The following is a 14,272-nucleotide window of genomic DNA, read 5'->3' on the forward strand; positions in this document are numbered from 1 at the left end:
GCCCCATCATGACCTTCAGTCCTGCCCACTAGACAGACTGAATCACCGATATCTCTGCGTCGCAACTGCTGACTTTTCAACAGAATCGGTCAAAAGCGGATAATCCGCTGATGCGGCCGCAAACGTCGGCTTTGGGTTAATCGTGTCGCCTCGGATCGACCTGGATCGTTTCTGTTCTTCATGGGAAAGCTGACCCGCGGGACTGCTTCGCGTTGTGATCAGTGCAGCCCCGCTCACAAGAAGCCATTGGCGCCTCGAAGGAAAAGGTCCGGGCCAGCCGCAATCCGGTCAATGCCCGTCAGCGGCTTCGCCGCGCGCTTAGGGCGAGCCTTGACGGGCTCCGTTAGCCCTGTAGCAGCCTTCCATGCGCGCATGGCTAGGTATGTCCCAATTCTGCGACCTAGTTCGCTAAGCTGCGATTAGTGCCATTCGGGACATTGATCTCTCAGGTCTTTCTTCCTCTAGCAACACTATGAGTGTTGGAGCAGTGCCGTGCTGCGATAAGTAACCTCAAAAACTTACGACCGCCGAGTCTACGCCGCGGAGAGGCGCTTTTATCTTGCCATCCAACCCGCCTCTGCTCGGCCATCTGCAATCCCATCCTGAACCGCGCTTACACAACGCCCGATAGCAACGCGAGCAGCGCTTGTCAGGCAGCATCGTTGCGAGATTTTAGATGGAGCCGTCGGCATTCGCGCGCGGCCTCCTGGCGATCAATCTGCATACATCGGAACAGTCGAACAGCATCGGCGATGCTCATTCGTCCGCAAATTCGATGCAGAAGGTCGGACGGCCGGCCAGCATCAGTTCAACATGGATCAAGCGAAAATTGAGCAGAGCCAATGCTCAGGTTAATGCAAGTTTGCAATACGAAAGGCTGAGCCAAGTGGCGGTCGGCGCCAGGTGCTCTGCAACTGTGCGCATTGCGGCTGTGACAGGGCGGGCTGCCGCGTGCAACATCGCACTATTCGGCCGTTCCACTTTGGTCTCGGGCATGCCACCTTCGCGGCACAGTGCGCAGTCCGTGGCCGCGGGGCTTAATCCGTTTTCGCGGGGCAACGGCAGAATGCCCTCCTGTCGGCACCACCGCCTCCGGGCATCTCGCTGTTTCTCTCCAGGTAGGAGTAGGCAGGATGCGCGATTCCAGTCCGGGTAGAAAACTCCTCCTTCCGGCCACTTAGGAAGAATGACCGGCCTTTCGGTCGCCCGTGCTTGAGCGGCGGGAACGCATGGAGCAATGCCTATGATGACCGGGTCCATTCCGCCTCATCCCTTCGATGATATGGAGGCACTCGCCTGGCTACGCTCGCAGCCCGACGGACACGTGACGGTAAGCGCCGCTGAGCTTGGACGCCAATGGGGCTGGAATAGGATGCGGACCAGTCGTCGCCTAAAAGCCTGGGAGCGCGCCGGCCTTATTCGCCGTAACGCTGAAGCGATCATCGTAACGGGGGCAGTAACACAGACCGTTACAGGTCCGGGCGCCGTTACGGAGTTGGCCGGCTTCACGGAGAGGTCCGAAGCGCAGGGAGCTCATCATCCCACGACACGGGTCAAGCTCGCTGCATTCGTTGTGGCTCTCGCCCTGGCGTGTGTCTCGGCTGCCTTTTCCATTGACGGGCTGACGGCGATTTTTGCCGGCGCCTTCTGGCCCGTCATCATTATGGGTGCCGTACTGGAGGCAGGAAAGCTGGTAGCTGCGGCCTGGCTCACCGAACACTGGAGCTCCGCGCCGCCCCTCCTTAGGTTCGTTCTCGTTTCGATGATTGGCCTGCTAATGGGTCTGAACGCCATCGGTGTGTTCGGCTTTCTCACCCGTGCCCACCTCGATCATATGGCATCAGTAGATCTTGCCCTCGCCGACAGAACCGCAGATGTCGAGGCCCGCTTCGGGATGCAGAGCCGAATGGTTGCCGACATTGACCGACGCATTGCCCAGATTGACGCGGCCGTCGACGAGGCAACGCGCAGTGGTCGGCCAGTCGGAGCGATGACGCTTGCCGACCAGAAACGCCGTGAACGTGCGGATATCGTGGCTGAACGCCAGCGCGAGTCCCAAGCACTCGCTAGTCTACAGATCGAAAAGGCCAAAATTGACGCGCAGCGCAGGCGTGCCGAGGCTGAAGTCGGACCGATACGGTATCTCGCCGAGCTGCTCGGTATACCTGCAACGGACTTTGAGCGAGCGGTCCGGCTGCTCACGCTGGCGCTCGTCGCTGTGCTCGATCCGATGGCCGTGGCGCTCCTTCTCGCTGCCGGCGTTCACGCTAGGCGTGTGGGGTCATCTTGACCAAATCCCGGGCCGTGTTGGAGCAAGCTCGGCAGGTCAATATAATCCGGCCGCCCCATAACGCATCGCGCCGGGCGAGCCCATGCATAATCACTTCATCGAGCTTCAACGGCCGGGTGACGGATGCAATGCTGAAAGAGGCGCTATCGCCGCCCAGCCCCGCCATCGCGTCCGATGGTAGCCAAGCCGGTTATAACAACGCTCGGCCACGCTCCAGCTGGCTAGAAGACGCCATCTCAATTCGCCAATACCTGAAGTAAGCATGGGGATTAGCCAATGCGCCCGAGGGGTCCGAGCAAGGCCCGCTGCTATAGCGTTCTGTTCATGGTCTCGGTGGGGCTTCTCGAGTAACGGAAGACGTCCGCACACGAACGGTGATGCAGGCATCAGGCAGAAATCGGTCAGTAGACCAGGATATTTATGCTAAGTTGCTCCGTCGCCCAGCTTGGATTGTGACGAGGACATTTTCCACAGGGGTAGGGATGATCGAGGAACTGCGCTATCGCTGGGAACTGAAGAAGTATCTTCAGCAGTATAAAGCAACGAGCAGAGCGTTCGAAGAAATGCCTGAGGACGACCCTGCAAAGCTCGGTGAGGAGCCTCGATACAAGTGGGCGACGGGCCGCGAGCTTCAATGGCAGGAGTTTGCGATCGCCCGGTTTAGATCCAAATGGCTAATCGAACAGGCGCATAGATATCACGTGCCGGTCCCGAAGGACGAGGATAGCTGGGAGCAGGGCGCTCGAACGGATGAGACCGTTTTGACTGCGGCTGCCGCACAGAAGCTGCGCGCCGACATTCGGGCCGAGCAGAAGGCTGATTGGGATTATTGGGCATCTCGGGTAACTCTGGGTCTGGCGCTTATCGGAAGCATCTTCGGCGTTCTAGCATTTTTCAAGAGATAGGCTCCACATGTGCCAGGATTGGTTCTCTGTCGTCGGGCAGATCCTCGATTTGATCGGTTTCTATATCATTGCCTGGGAGTGGTATCACCAACTCAGGCGCGAACATGACCGGCGCATAGGCGATCTGCAAAAAGCTTACGAACAGCAGATTGCAGAATTGGATGGTAGAGAATATTTTGACCCTGATTCGGATAAAGAGAACTGGCGTATTTACCAGCCACTGTTTTTAAAAGAGTGGGCGTGGCGCCGAAAGATGTTCGTTATCGGCGCCACTTGCTTCACTCTGGGCATCGTCGGGCAGGTGATCGGAAGCTGGCCGGGTCTTATTGCGAAGTGCAACTAGACAGGCAAATAAACGTTGTCGCGCTCGCGGCTCGACACAGCGCTGCACTCGGGGGCTCCATAGCGCTCTCAGCGCAAGCGTCTCGGCCTATCTATCTGAGTGTCTTGGCCTTTGAACGAGACGATGTTTTACCATTTCCCAACGTCGGTGTTTAATCATCTGGGAGAGTTGATTTCCCAAGACGATGGTCGTCCCTCAGGTCGGAGGCAAGAGGTCTTTTATACTGGCGCTTAAGTTTGCATTCACGGTGAAGCGATTTATGAGCTTAGAGATCAGGCTCTCGCGGGGCCTATACTTCAGGACCATGCGAGTGGTATGGCCGATGGGAGAAATCTCGACGCCGTGTTCTCCCTCGGCGAGGTATCCCATTTCGCCTAAGGCACCCAGCAAGTCGGGAATCGAGGTGATAGCTGGCACTATTTCGGAGTCGCCTAGAGGATGTCCCATTCTCTGGCACTCGGTGACGGCACGAATGATGTCTTCGCGGACAGTCAGCCCTTTATCCGTGACACCTAGGGCGACTTGGTCAGGGGCAGGGAAGAAATACTGGTAAATATCCAATTCGCGCAAGCGCCGCCGTATCTCGTCTGGTCGGTCGCCCCGCAAAAACAGCTCCCAATCCACAGGGCTGAACTCATAAAGAGGGACGGGGCAGACCCCGTATTCGCGGTCGATCGCCGTATTGTCGATTTGTAGTAGTCGTTCGAAGGAGATCGTTGGATCGTCGTTACCGTTCGTCAAATTTTCAAAGATGCCTGACCAATCGAGGTTGGCGGCTTGCTGAATAACATCCATGATCTGGTTGAGCGTCGGCAATGTTACATGCTTGAATGCCAGGACGGCGGGCTGCACAACTCTGTTGAGTTGACGGTTAACGTAGCGCTGACTGCGGGCCGGCTCGAGCTTTTGGAAGCGTTCCATCCGCGATTTGAACTCATTGATGTTGATCCGGGCGTCTTCAACGTTTCTGAAGACGTTTCTCGCGATCACACCAAGGTCTAAGACCACAGGGCGTGCGACCAGTACCCGCACATCAGGCATGGTACTTTGGACGTCGACCTGCATAAGAGCTGCGACTCTAGCGTTCTGTTCGGCAGAGACGATGAGGACACGCTTGCGTTTGTCATCCACCGCAATGGCTTGAACAGGATGTTCGAGGCCCGAGATGCCGCGAATCGATTTTGCCGGCCGCAATTCCGTGCCTACGGCGACGCTAAACGATGCCCAAAGCCTAGTTTGGTCCTTTTCATTGATCGGCGCGCTCTCTGGCGCGTCTGCAACGTGCAGGTTCATCGGAGTCCCGTCGGTAAGCTGCCCGAATCAGTTCCCAGTAGTTCCTGTATCGGTATAGCTGGTATGTATTTCAAGGTCGGGGAGCGGGAAGCTGATCTGAATGCGGTAATATATTGCAGGTTGTCCCCGACATTCCATGAATCCGTGACGAGGTGAGAACCTCAAGTGGGTCTGGATGGAAGAGCAGTACAATGTGGACGTCCTCGAACAAGTCTCGAAGCCCTCTTAGCCTGCTGGGAGAGACATCATGCCCACACTCAGCCGCGTCGGACTTGCCGTGCAGCCGGCGACGCGACCGTCTAGCCACGCGGTAAGAAGCTCGATCCTCTCGATGCCCGATTTGCGGGTCAAGAAGGACCGTAGGCGCTGTTTTCGGGCGCATTTTGTCCTTCGACGAAAAAGCCGGCTTGGTCTGGGTGCGGCCGATGGCGGAAAGGAAGGCTATCGGACGCTCTTGTAGCGGTCTCGATAAGGTCATCGCCGCCGTCGGTGCCAATGGCTGCGTGGTGGTGACGAACAACGAAACAGTCTTTGCTGGGCTTTAGATCATCAATCCATTGCGAGCAGGCTTTTAGGGGAAAATGCATGACTGGAGGGGCGCCTGAACCCATCGAGTATCAGCTCATCGGTCTGACTGAGGACGGCAATGCAGGCGACCTGCTGCTTGGGCTTGATCAGAAGCAAGGGCGCATTCGCCTCCAGGCCCTGATCTCCGAGTGGTTGCGTATGGAGAACCTAATCGTTCTGACGGGATCCGGCACGTCGGTTTCGGCTGGCGGGAAGACCATGGTGAACCTTGAAACCGCTGTTTTCGAGACGATTGAGGCTCTCTTCGACGCGCCGGCTTCTATCGAGCCTATCATCAAGGCGCGTCGGGATGCCATATCATTGGCCGACTTGCTCGATGAGCCCAGTATGGGGTTCGAGCAGTGGCTATCATTTGTTGCCAATTCCCTTGTTATTGGTAACTCAAAAGACGCACCTTTTTCTGGCGTCACCTGGCCGGGCACGCCAGCTCCAAGTCTTGATGACCTCCAATGGTTTGTTGATCGATTGCGCATGTCCATCTTCTCGGAGTGCGCCCTGTCCTTGCCTGACACCGCCAAAGCGAAGTCGGCAAGCGAGATCGCGCCGCAACTAGCTTTTTTGTCCAAGCTCGTCGCGCGTGACAGCAATCTTGGCCGAACCCATCTCTTCACGCTGAATTATGACACTCTGTTCGAGCAGGCGTTGGAGTTGCTAGGCATCCAATATTTCGACGGCTTCACCGGCCGAGCAAACGCTCGCTTCGATCCATCGGTTTATGGGCTCGATGTCTATTATCCAGGTGAAGTTGCCGAAGGACGGGTGCGGCGATTCGACAAGTTTCTGCACTTTTACAAACTACATGGATCAATTCATTGGTTTGAACAGGATGGTGAGATGCGCGCGCGGCACCCAAACCTTGTCCCGTTCCGAACCTATGCAGGTTTGAAGCCGGACGAGAAGGCAGCTGTGCTGGTCAAATTGACCGACGGAACGCCATCGGTTGGAATCCTGCCGACTGCCAACAAGTTCGCGCAGACTCTGACGATGCCCTATGCTCATCTCTTCCGGTCTTTTCAGGTGCGCCTCAGTGTGCCCCAGACGTTCCTGCTCGTTCTCGGGTACGGTTTTGGCGATGATCACGTTAGCCGTATTATTGAGAATGCACTCATGAATCCGTCGCTTGTGATGCTCGTGGTCGAACCCAATCCTGCCAGCCCGGTCATCGAGCGGGTGCGCCGCTATAAGGACCTCGGCAAGCGCGCCTTCGTGTTGTGCCCGACGGATGCCGCTTTTGCTGCTAGCAAGTTCAAACACGCGACGTTTGACGATTTCGCCCGCTCGATAATGCCCGACGTGCAATGGCTGGACGACTTCCTGCGCCTGCGGCGATTCGAAAAGCAAATAGCTTCGTCCGCATCGCCCGCTGAGCCAGCTTCGGGGGCGTAAGATGGATAATCCACGTCTCATCGGCCATATTGTTTCGGTTCAAGGCTTCCGGGTGAAGGTGGAATTGCTGCCTGAAACCAGATCGGCTCTGCGCGCGACTCTTGACGGGGTTCAGGCTGCGATTGCGATCAACGCGTATCTGACCTTTTCATTGGGGGCGGGCCAAACCGTCATCGGCATCATTACCGATCTTGAGGCACGTGAGAGCTTCGACCCCACCAGTGGCGATGAACTCAACCTGGAGCTCATGAAGCCGCGCCGGACCGCCAGCGTGCAGTTGCTGGGCACCATTGAGCATGCCGACGATGACCCGTCTTTCAGTCCGGGTATATCCATCCTGCCAACACTCGATACACCGGCAGAAATTGGCTCGCCTGCCATCTTGCGCGCCGTGTTCGAAATCCCGCCCCGTCGCAATAGGCCGGAGGGCTATGATTCGAGGGACTTTGACTGCGACTTGAAGATAGGATTTCCGACCGGCCAAGCGCGTAACGTCGTCCGAGCGTCCTACAATGACCTGTTCTCAAGGCCCTTGGCAATTGTAGGCAACACCGGGTCAGGCAAGTCATTCTCGGTGTCTAGCCTTATTCAGAAGGCCATGAAGGTGCTCGACGGCACCTCAGAAGAGCCGCATGTCTTCATTCTCGACATCAATGGCGAATATGCCAAAGCCTTTCCTGCCGGAAAAGCGGCGGTTCGCATGCCGGATCGCATCTATCTCAATGGCACAGAGTTCGGTCTCCCGCTCTGGTTCCTGAACGCGGAGGAGATTTGTGCTTGGCTAAGCGCGGCGGAACAGACACAGGAACCCGTGTTGAAGGACTGGTGGGCGATTGCGAAGGGCGGCAATGCCACAGCTGCGGCCAGTCTCGGTTCATTGCAGAATGCAATGAGTGCGCTCGATCAACTTCTCAGCGAACTTACAAAGATCAAGAAGAAGGCGGCCGGCTCTTATTGCGACGCCATTTCTGGCCATCTCGCGAACACCGATATCGATGTCACGGCGTTCGACAGGCTGTTTACCTCACACCGGTCCGCCAACGACTATAACACCGAGGTCATGAACAATCAGGCTGCGATCGCGGCCGAAGCAGAGAGGCTAAAGGACGCCATCCGATCCAAGATTGTTGGCGGGCGCGATACAGCGGAGGCTGGCGCTCGCACTGCGGACTCTCCACTTCCGATTGCGCGCTCGACATTAACTGATCCATCACTAATTAACCGCGCCGTATCGAAGGAGGACACCTTCCGTGTGGAGGCCCATCTCACCACGCTTAAGCTGCGTTTGAAGACGCGCCTTGATGACCAAAGGTGGCGTGCGTTTCTCAACTATGAAGACGCTGACACTGCTATTGATAGTTTGTTCGCCTGGTTCGCTCGTTTCGGATTGGGGGGCGCGACGGGTCCAAAGGTGTCGGTTCTTGATCTTTCGATGCTGAGCAACGAAGTGTTGCCCTATGCGTGTGCCGTAATCGGGCGTGTGTTGCTGGAGGCGCGGGAACGCTTGCCCGCTGGGTCACGCTACAAACATCCGTGGGTTCTCGTCCTCGAAGAAGCGCATAACTATGCTCGACCGGCTCGTGCGGACGAGGATCGAGGTCATCGGCTGGCGCGACTGACCTTTGAGCGTATCGCAAAGGAAGGGCGCAAATTCGGCCTGTCGCTCATCGTCGCCAGCCAACGTCCGAGCGAGATTAGCCAGACCATTATCAGTCAGTGTGCCAATTTCATCAGCCATCGTCTGCAAAATCCGGACGACATCGATCACTTCCGTCGCATCATCCCGATGCAGGCCAGGCGCTTGCTTGATCAGGTAACGATATTGTCGTCAGGCGAAGCGATAGTCTTCGGCAGCGCGTTCCACATCCCGACGCGAGTGCAATTCGATAGGCCCGATCCTAGCCCTTACAGCCAGACCGCGGCGCCTTTCCATGAGTGGTCGAAGGAGAAAGCCCCGTTTCCGCTCGCACAAGTTATCGATGCTTGGGGAGCCTAGATCAACGTTTCTGGATCCCGTTTACGGAGCTTGTCACATATCGACTATGCAGATCTGTTCTCCGTAGCAGTGATAGTTGAAGTAACGTGTTCGACGCGCTTTCCGTTGGATCTTAAAAGCAACACCTGTCAATCAGTGGCGAAAGTGTTCTATTGGGTCAACAAGCGGGCGGCCCAGATTGGAGCGCGTGGGTCAAGTAGGTCGACTGATCTCACTTGCTGTCGAAGTCTCGCGTCCTTGAGCTGCAAATCTAGCGCGGTCATTTCGACGTCCTTTTGACCCGCTAACACGAGCCTCGACCAGATCCTCGGTGGCGTGAGCGTCGTCGACGGCGGTCCAAATGTCGTACCGCACAGTTCCAAGAATTCGCTGCGAAAATGGTCCGCAGGGAACTGGTCCAGCGCTTCGGCGGCGCAGACCAACGCTTTGGGTGTGTCTCGTTGCCCTCCGCGCGGGCCATTAGCCTCTGGCGCCCTTGCTGATTTCAAGCTCCTCCGGCTTCCGCAGGAGCGCCTCGCGGTTGGTCGACCCGTTTCGATCGGAGTCCGGCGTGCCATTGGAAGTGGGCGGTTCGACAAGCTACTCCTGCATTACGGGATGCTCACAGCATCAGGCGAGGCGTCACCCTTAGCCTCGCAGCCCGGCACAAGTACCTCAGCAAGCCCGCAGACTGCTTCAATTAGCGAACGCATAGCTCGCGCGTCCCATTCGATCTGCTCGATAGGTGCCTCCCAGTAGTGGGACATCACATAGGCCGCATGACGGGCCTTGACGCCCAGTCCCTTGATTGTGCCCGCTGGGGTAGTCATGATTGCTCTCTCAATCGGGTAAAGACGAGCTAAGACGGCCTCCGTCTTTTCCGTTCGGTCTTCGTCATTCGTGTAAGACACGATTCCCACTTGAGCATCGGATCCACCGCGCGACCGGCCGTCGGGATCAATTGCTGTTGTGTCGCTTGCGTTCTGTGCAGCGAGCAATTCTGCGACAAGGCTGTCGAATTGAGCCTCAAGGGCGAGGAGAACTGCGTCGCTGTCCGTCGGCGGGTGGAGCGAACGTTCGGAATGCGGCGAACTGAAGATAATGCCATCTTGAGAGAACTGCTTGTCCTGCATCTTGCCCCCTGGTTCGATAACGCCGCGAAGGCTGGCGTACCGGCATCGTGGTTAAGTCCGTTCACGTTTCGGACCATTCTGCCGGCCATTTTTGTCTGTTTAAAGCGGTGGGTCAATAACAGACATCAATGTCTTCTTAGACATGGATTACCGCCATGTCTTCGCCACGAATCTCCGTCGATTCAGGACTGAGAAAGGATACTCTCAGGAAGCGTTGGCACATGAGGCGGGCGTAAACCGGACCTATATGAGCAAGTTGGAAACGGGCGGTAGTTTCGTGGGTCTCGAACTTATGGTGAAGCTCGCCAAAGTGCTTGAAGTCGAGCCTGCAGACTTCCTACGAGTTCCTTCGCGGAGACCGCGCAGGGGCTAATCCGGCCGACCAAGAAAACCGCTGCATCCGATTGACGTCGCGAGTCTAGAAGTCCGGCAACAATCAACAGGAGTTCTTGCCTAGCCCGCGGAAGCCTACGTGGGGCTGATGGCGTAGGCTGCCTCGAGCGGTCGCGGCAGGCCCATGTCTCTCAACCTCTAGGCTGCCGGGCGGTGCGCTTTTCTCGCGAGCAGCGAGCGGATGAAGCGGTCCCATGTGGCCATACCGGCACGCTTCTCGCGCATATAGTTCCAGCGGTCATAGCTCTTTGAGCTAACATCGTGAAGCGCATGATTCTGAATGCGATCGCGGATCTCTTTGGACACTCCGGCCTTGCCGGCTAGCGTCTTCCAGGTGCGCCTCAAGTCGCGATTGGTGACGATCGGGATTACCTCCCGCTCCCGCTGCCTCCACATGAACGAGTACAGTGTACCCGCACTCACGGGTCTTGTTGGATCCGTCGCGGACGGGAAAAACCAACCGTGTTCATTCGGTTCAATGCTCTCGATAAGATCAGCAGCCACCGAAGGAACGGGGATAGCGTGTGACTTTCCGTTTTTCGTTCTGGACCAATCGATGATGTGTTCCTGTGCGTCCCACTGATGGACATGCAAGCGCGCTATCTCCTCGACGCGCTGTCCGGTAAGCATTATGATGCGGACTGCCTGCGTGTACGGCGGGTGTACTGGCGCGTCAGGACATTCGAGCCAGCGGTAGAGCCGCAAAAATTCATCTTCGTCGAGCCAGCGCGTTCCGGCGACCTTTCGCTCAGTCGGTATGGCGACGGCAGGATTTGACACGAGATTGAACCGGCGCGGAGACGAACTCCGATAGTCGTGCTCCGACTTGAGCGCCCAGGAGAACGAGGCCCGAATATAGCAGCGGACGTGATCAGCCATCGATCGCTTGCCGCGCGCGTAAATCGGGCGGAGTACGGTGAGCACGTCGTCGGGCGTCACCTCGCGGGCCGGCACATGGCGCCCAATAACATCGGCCGCCTTATTGAGCTGCTGCTCCACGTCGGACCACGATGGTTTGTTCTCGCTCTTCAGATACGAAACGTAGCCAGCGAAAAGATCGGCAACGGTACCGGGGCGTTTATCTCTCGCGACCTTGACGCTACGCCCGTCAAGGATGAGTTGAGCATAGTCACGATCGAAGATTGCTCTTGCATCGGCGAGAGACATTGCCGGGTACCGTCCAAGCGTCGTTTTGATCCTGCGGCCATTGCGCCACTGTTGTGCCATCCAGGTTGCTGTGACGCGGGTAGGCATTGGCTTGAGGATGAGAGCCAGGCGGCCAGTGCCGTGGCCCTCGCCATCGACTAGCAGCCGCTGCTTGCCCGCGCTCCGTACTTCCTTCAGCGCACGCCGAATGATGCTCTCGGTGATGTTCGCCATCTCGCGCCGCACGCTCCGACTGGGGACGGTAAGTGGGGACGGTTACGTTCCCGTTCCTTTCTCCGAAGGTACTTCGGCCCAGACCCCGCAATCAAGAAATACACAATGATTTTAGGTGATTAAGCGTGACCGAACATGCACGTGGAAACGTGAGTGGGGTGGTTGTGCACCAGGATGATCGCAGTGGCCGACAATTCGAGCGCGCGCTTGATCACCTCGCGCGGATAGACCGGCGTGTGATCGACGGTGCCGGTCTGCTGCACCTCGTCGGCGATCAGCTGGTTGCGCTTGTCGAGAAATAACAGCCTGAACTGCTCCTTGTCGGCGAACGCCATGCTGGTGCGGCAATAGGTGATGACGTCCTGCCATGACGCCAGCGCGTGCTTCTGCCGCACCTCGCCCTTGGCGATGCGGTGCGCGGCGGCGGCGATCAGCTTGAGCTGGGTGATCGAGGCGTCGCCGACGCCGTCGATCTCGCGCAGCCGCGGCTCCGGCGCGTGGATCACCTCGGCGAACGATCCGAACGTCTTGAGCAGCGCCTTCGCCAGCGGCTTGACGTCGCGCCGCGGCAGCGCGGCGAACAGCACCATCTCCAGCAGCTCGTAGTCGTTGAGCGCGTCGGGACCGGCGCTGTGAAAGCGCTCGCGCAGCCGCTGACGGTGGCCGTGATAGTGCGGCGTGTCCGGCGGCGTATCGTTGGGAGGAGGGGCTTTCTCGGGCATCGGCGTCAGCATGCCGTGACGCCGCATTTTTGCAACCTCGAAGTGCTCGCGCCCCGCAGGGCGCGCCTTGCTAGGCCGCGCGTCCGGTCAGCACGATGGCGAGGCCGACGATGAGAGAAAACGCGGTGGGGTAGAAGGTGAGCGCAAAGCCGAAGGCGCGGCCCGCGCCGCCGCTGGCATAGCCGAGCCAGAACAGCACCCGCCCGAGGCCGAACAGGATCACGAGCGTGAGCAGCACCGGACGACGTCCTTCTCGTCCGTCGGGCGATCCTGCTTATGGCTGCAGACTGCCGATGAAGGCGTCGATGCTGGCGAGGGCCGGCCTCTGGTCGCCGGCGAACATCCAATGGTCGGCGCCGTCGAGCTCGACGAAGCGCGCGTGACGGATATGGCTGGCGAGATGCCGCCCGGCCCCGACGAGCACGGCGCGATCGTGGCGACGGTGCAGCACCAGGGTTGGTGCAGCGACCCGGGCGAGCAGGTGGCGGACGTCCGTATCCCTGAAGGCTTCGAGCAGGCCCTTGATGGCGCCGGGGCTGGATGCCGCGCGAAGCAGTCCGGCCCACCAGGCGCGCGCCTGGGGATCGCCAGCCAGACTCGGTGCGAATGTTTCGATGCCGGCGGGGCCGCCCCATTCGGCCACCAGCTGCCGCAGCCAGATGCCGTACTGGCTGGCCTGCAGCGCATGCGGATAGCCGGGCGCGGCGCTGCCCTTGGCGAGCGAGGCGAACAGGATCAGCCCGGCGACACGTTCGGGATGGTCGGCCGCGAAGGTGATGCAGGCCGGTCCGCCCTCGGAGGCGCCGAGCAGCACCGTGCGCCGGCTGCCGGCGGCGTCGAGCACGGTCGCGATGTCGCGCGCCGTCGCCTCCACGCTGGGGCTGAAACCGACCCGGTCGGAGAGCCCGATGCCGCGGCGATCGAACAGGATCAGGCGGCCGATTCTGGCGAGCGCGGACAGCAAGGCCCGGCAGTGCGGCTCCTCCCAGATCCGCTCGACATGCGAGACGAAGCCGGGCAGCAGCAGAATGTCCTGCGAACCTGTGCCGTAGGTCTGATAGGCGAGATGAACGCCGCCGCCCAGGACATAGCGCGTCGGCGGTGCGCTGTCGCCTTGCGCCGCAACGCCCTGCGCCAGCAGCGCCAGCGTCTCCGCTTCGGGAGCGACACCGAGCTCGTCGCGCAGGCGCTGCGTCAGGGCGTCGAGATGGCGCTGGGCGGCGGCGCGGTCGCCGGCCAGCATCAGGCTGCGGATCAGGGCGCGGCCATAGACCTCGCTGAGCGGGTCGAACGCGACGAGGCGTCCGGCGTGGACCGCAGCCGCGGCATGGTCGCCGGCCGCGCTGCGATCCCGCACCACGCGCTCCAGCGCCTGGACCGCCCGGCCGCGCAAGGCTTCACGCCGGAAGAACGCCCATTCCTCGAACTGCGGACAGTCGCCGGGCGCGAAGCCGTCCAGGAAGTCACTGGAATAGAGGCGGCAGGCCAGCTCGAATTCGCCGTGGTCGCACGCCGTTTCGAACAGCGCCGATTGGACCTCCAGCTCGACCGCTTCCGCCCACCGAATCGTCGCGCGATCGATGGTGAGGCAGCCGTCGCCGAGTGTGAGCTGGAGCCGGTGCAGCAGGCGGCGCAGCCGCGCCCGCGCGACCTCCTCGGAACACTCCGGCCAGAGCATCGTCGCCAGGACGTCCCGCGCGACAGGGCCTTTGGCCTCCGCCAGATAGACCAGCAGAGCGAGGCCCTTGCGCAGCGCCAGCGGGCACGGCTGGCCGTCGCGATGCAGCTCGGGAAAGCCTAATGTCCGGACGCGGAACTGAACCATCGGGGGTGCGACCTGGGTGGCTGCGTCCGGGGGACGCTC

The 14,272-nt window shown here is 59.4% G+C and carries 12 protein-coding genes and 1 pseudogene; 7 read left to right on the top strand and 6 right to left on the bottom strand.

Going from position 1 to position 14,272, the window contains the following annotated elements:
• The first annotated feature begins 1,243 nt into the window (after positions 1-1,243).
• The 3 genes from QX041_RS27590 (at position 1,244) to QX041_RS27600 (ending at position 3,538) form a co-directional block, all read left to right on the top strand.
• The gene (locus QX041_RS27590) at positions 1,244-2,290 is read left to right on the top strand and encodes a hypothetical protein (RefSeq protein WP_315825834.1); all 1,047 of its coding nucleotides are present in this window, start codon (positions 1,244-1,246) and stop codon (positions 2,288-2,290) included.
• Positions 2,291-2,772: 482 nt separating this feature from the next.
• The gene (locus QX041_RS27595) at positions 2,773-3,195 is read left to right on the top strand and encodes a hypothetical protein (protein ID WP_315825835.1); all 423 of its coding nucleotides are present in this window, start codon (positions 2,773-2,775) and stop codon (positions 3,193-3,195) included.
• 7 nt (positions 3,196-3,202) lie between these two features.
• Positions 3,203-3,538, top strand: a complete 336-nt coding sequence (locus tag QX041_RS27600) for a hypothetical protein (protein ID WP_315825836.1) — start codon at positions 3,203-3,205, stop codon at positions 3,536-3,538.
• 195 nt (positions 3,539-3,733) lie between these two features.
• Here QX041_RS27600 and QX041_RS27605 read toward each other — a convergent pair whose 3' ends face one another.
• Positions 3,734-4,831, bottom strand: a complete 1,098-nt coding sequence (locus QX041_RS27605) for a hypothetical protein (RefSeq protein ID WP_315825837.1) — start codon at positions 4,829-4,831, stop codon at positions 3,734-3,736.
• Positions 4,832-5,134: 303 nt separating this feature from the next.
• On the opposite strand from QX041_RS27605, the pseudogene QX041_RS27610 reads away from it, so the two are divergent.
• The 3 genes and pseudogenes from QX041_RS27610 to QX041_RS27620 form a co-directional block, all read left to right on the top strand.
• Positions 5,135-5,376 (top strand): annotated as a pseudogene (locus QX041_RS27610) (VapC toxin family PIN domain ribonuclease); the annotation flags it as partial.
• 40 nt (positions 5,377-5,416) lie between these two features.
• Positions 5,417-6,805, top strand: a complete 1,389-nt coding sequence (locus QX041_RS27615; protein WP_315825838.1) for an SIR2 family protein — start codon at positions 5,417-5,419, stop codon at positions 6,803-6,805.
• A gap of 1 nt (position 6,806) precedes the next feature.
• Positions 6,807-8,801: an ATP-binding protein gene (locus tag QX041_RS27620; protein ID WP_315825839.1), complete on the top strand. Its 1,995-nt coding sequence runs from the start codon at positions 6,807-6,809 to the stop codon at positions 8,799-8,801.
• Positions 8,802-9,391: 590 nt separating this feature from the next.
• On the opposite strand, the gene QX041_RS27625 is transcribed toward QX041_RS27620, so the two are convergent.
• Entirely contained in the window at positions 9,392-9,913 is a 522-nt protein-coding gene (locus tag QX041_RS27625; protein WP_315825840.1) for a hypothetical protein, read from the bottom strand.
• Between the two features lie 142 nt (positions 9,914-10,055).
• Between QX041_RS27625 and QX041_RS27630 the strand changes: the two genes are divergently transcribed.
• Positions 10,056-10,286 carry a helix-turn-helix transcriptional regulator gene (locus tag QX041_RS27630; protein WP_315825841.1) on the top strand — a complete coding sequence of 77 codons (231 nt, stop codon included), beginning with the start codon at positions 10,056-10,058 and terminating at the stop codon, positions 10,284-10,286.
• 158 nt (positions 10,287-10,444) lie between these two features.
• Here the strand turns inward: QX041_RS27630 and QX041_RS27635 are convergent, their stop codons facing one another.
• The 4 genes from QX041_RS27635 to QX041_RS27650 all read right to left on the bottom strand — a co-directional run bounded on the left by QX041_RS27635 (position 10,445) and on the right by QX041_RS27650 (position 14,233).
• On the bottom strand, positions 10,445-11,686 hold the full coding sequence (locus QX041_RS27635; protein WP_315825842.1) for a site-specific integrase: 1,242 nt from the start codon (positions 11,684-11,686) through the stop codon (positions 10,445-10,447).
• Between the two features lie 119 nt (positions 11,687-11,805).
• Positions 11,806-12,408, bottom strand: a complete 603-nt coding sequence (locus QX041_RS27640) for a RadC family protein (RefSeq protein ID WP_316167390.1) — start codon at positions 12,406-12,408, stop codon at positions 11,806-11,808.
• Positions 12,409-12,478: 70 nt separating this feature from the next.
• Positions 12,479-12,646 (bottom strand): hypothetical protein, encoded by a 168-nt coding sequence (locus QX041_RS27645; protein WP_315715306.1) that lies wholly within the window; start codon positions 12,644-12,646, stop codon positions 12,479-12,481.
• A 36-nt stretch (positions 12,647-12,682) separates the two neighbouring features.
• Positions 12,683-14,233 carry an alpha/beta fold hydrolase gene (locus QX041_RS27650; protein ID WP_315825843.1) on the bottom strand — a complete coding sequence of 517 codons (1,551 nt, stop codon included), beginning with the start codon at positions 14,231-14,233 and terminating at the stop codon, positions 12,683-12,685.
• Positions 14,234-14,272 lie beyond the last annotated feature (39 nt).

The organism is Bradyrhizobium sp. SZCCHNRI2009 (assembly GCF_032485115.1).
Classification (GTDB): domain Bacteria; phylum Pseudomonadota; class Alphaproteobacteria; order Rhizobiales; family Xanthobacteraceae; genus Bradyrhizobium.

Coding starts and splice junctions, on each gene's coding strand:
- QX041_RS27595 (WP_315825835.1), top strand. CDS start 2,773: ATGATCGAGGAACTGCGCTATCGCTGGGAACTGAAGAAGTATCTTCAG.
- QX041_RS27635 (WP_315825842.1), bottom strand. CDS start 11,686: ATGGCGAACATCACCGAGAGCATCATTCGGCGTGCGCTGAAGGAAGTA.
- QX041_RS27615 (WP_315825838.1), top strand. CDS start 5,417: ATGACTGGAGGGGCGCCTGAACCCATCGAGTATCAGCTCATCGGTCTG.
- QX041_RS27600 (WP_315825836.1), top strand. CDS start 3,203: ATGTGCCAGGATTGGTTCTCTGTCGTCGGGCAGATCCTCGATTTGATC.
- QX041_RS27590 (WP_315825834.1), top strand. CDS start 1,244: ATGATGACCGGGTCCATTCCGCCTCATCCCTTCGATGATATGGAGGCA.
- QX041_RS27650 (WP_315825843.1), bottom strand. CDS start 14,233: ATGGTTCAGTTCCGCGTCCGGACATTAGGCTTTCCCGAGCTGCATCGC.
- QX041_RS27605 (WP_315825837.1), bottom strand. CDS start 4,831: ATGAACCTGCACGTTGCAGACGCGCCAGAGAGCGCGCCGATCAATGAA.
- QX041_RS27625 (WP_315825840.1), bottom strand. CDS start 9,913: ATGCAGGACAAGCAGTTCTCTCAAGATGGCATTATCTTCAGTTCGCCG.
- QX041_RS27630 (WP_315825841.1), top strand. CDS start 10,056: ATGGATTACCGCCATGTCTTCGCCACGAATCTCCGTCGATTCAGGACT.
- QX041_RS27620 (WP_315825839.1), top strand. CDS start 6,807: ATGGATAATCCACGTCTCATCGGCCATATTGTTTCGGTTCAAGGCTTC.
- QX041_RS27640 (WP_316167390.1), bottom strand. CDS start 12,408: ATGCCCGAGAAAGCCCCTCCTCCCAACGATACGCCGCCGGACACGCCG.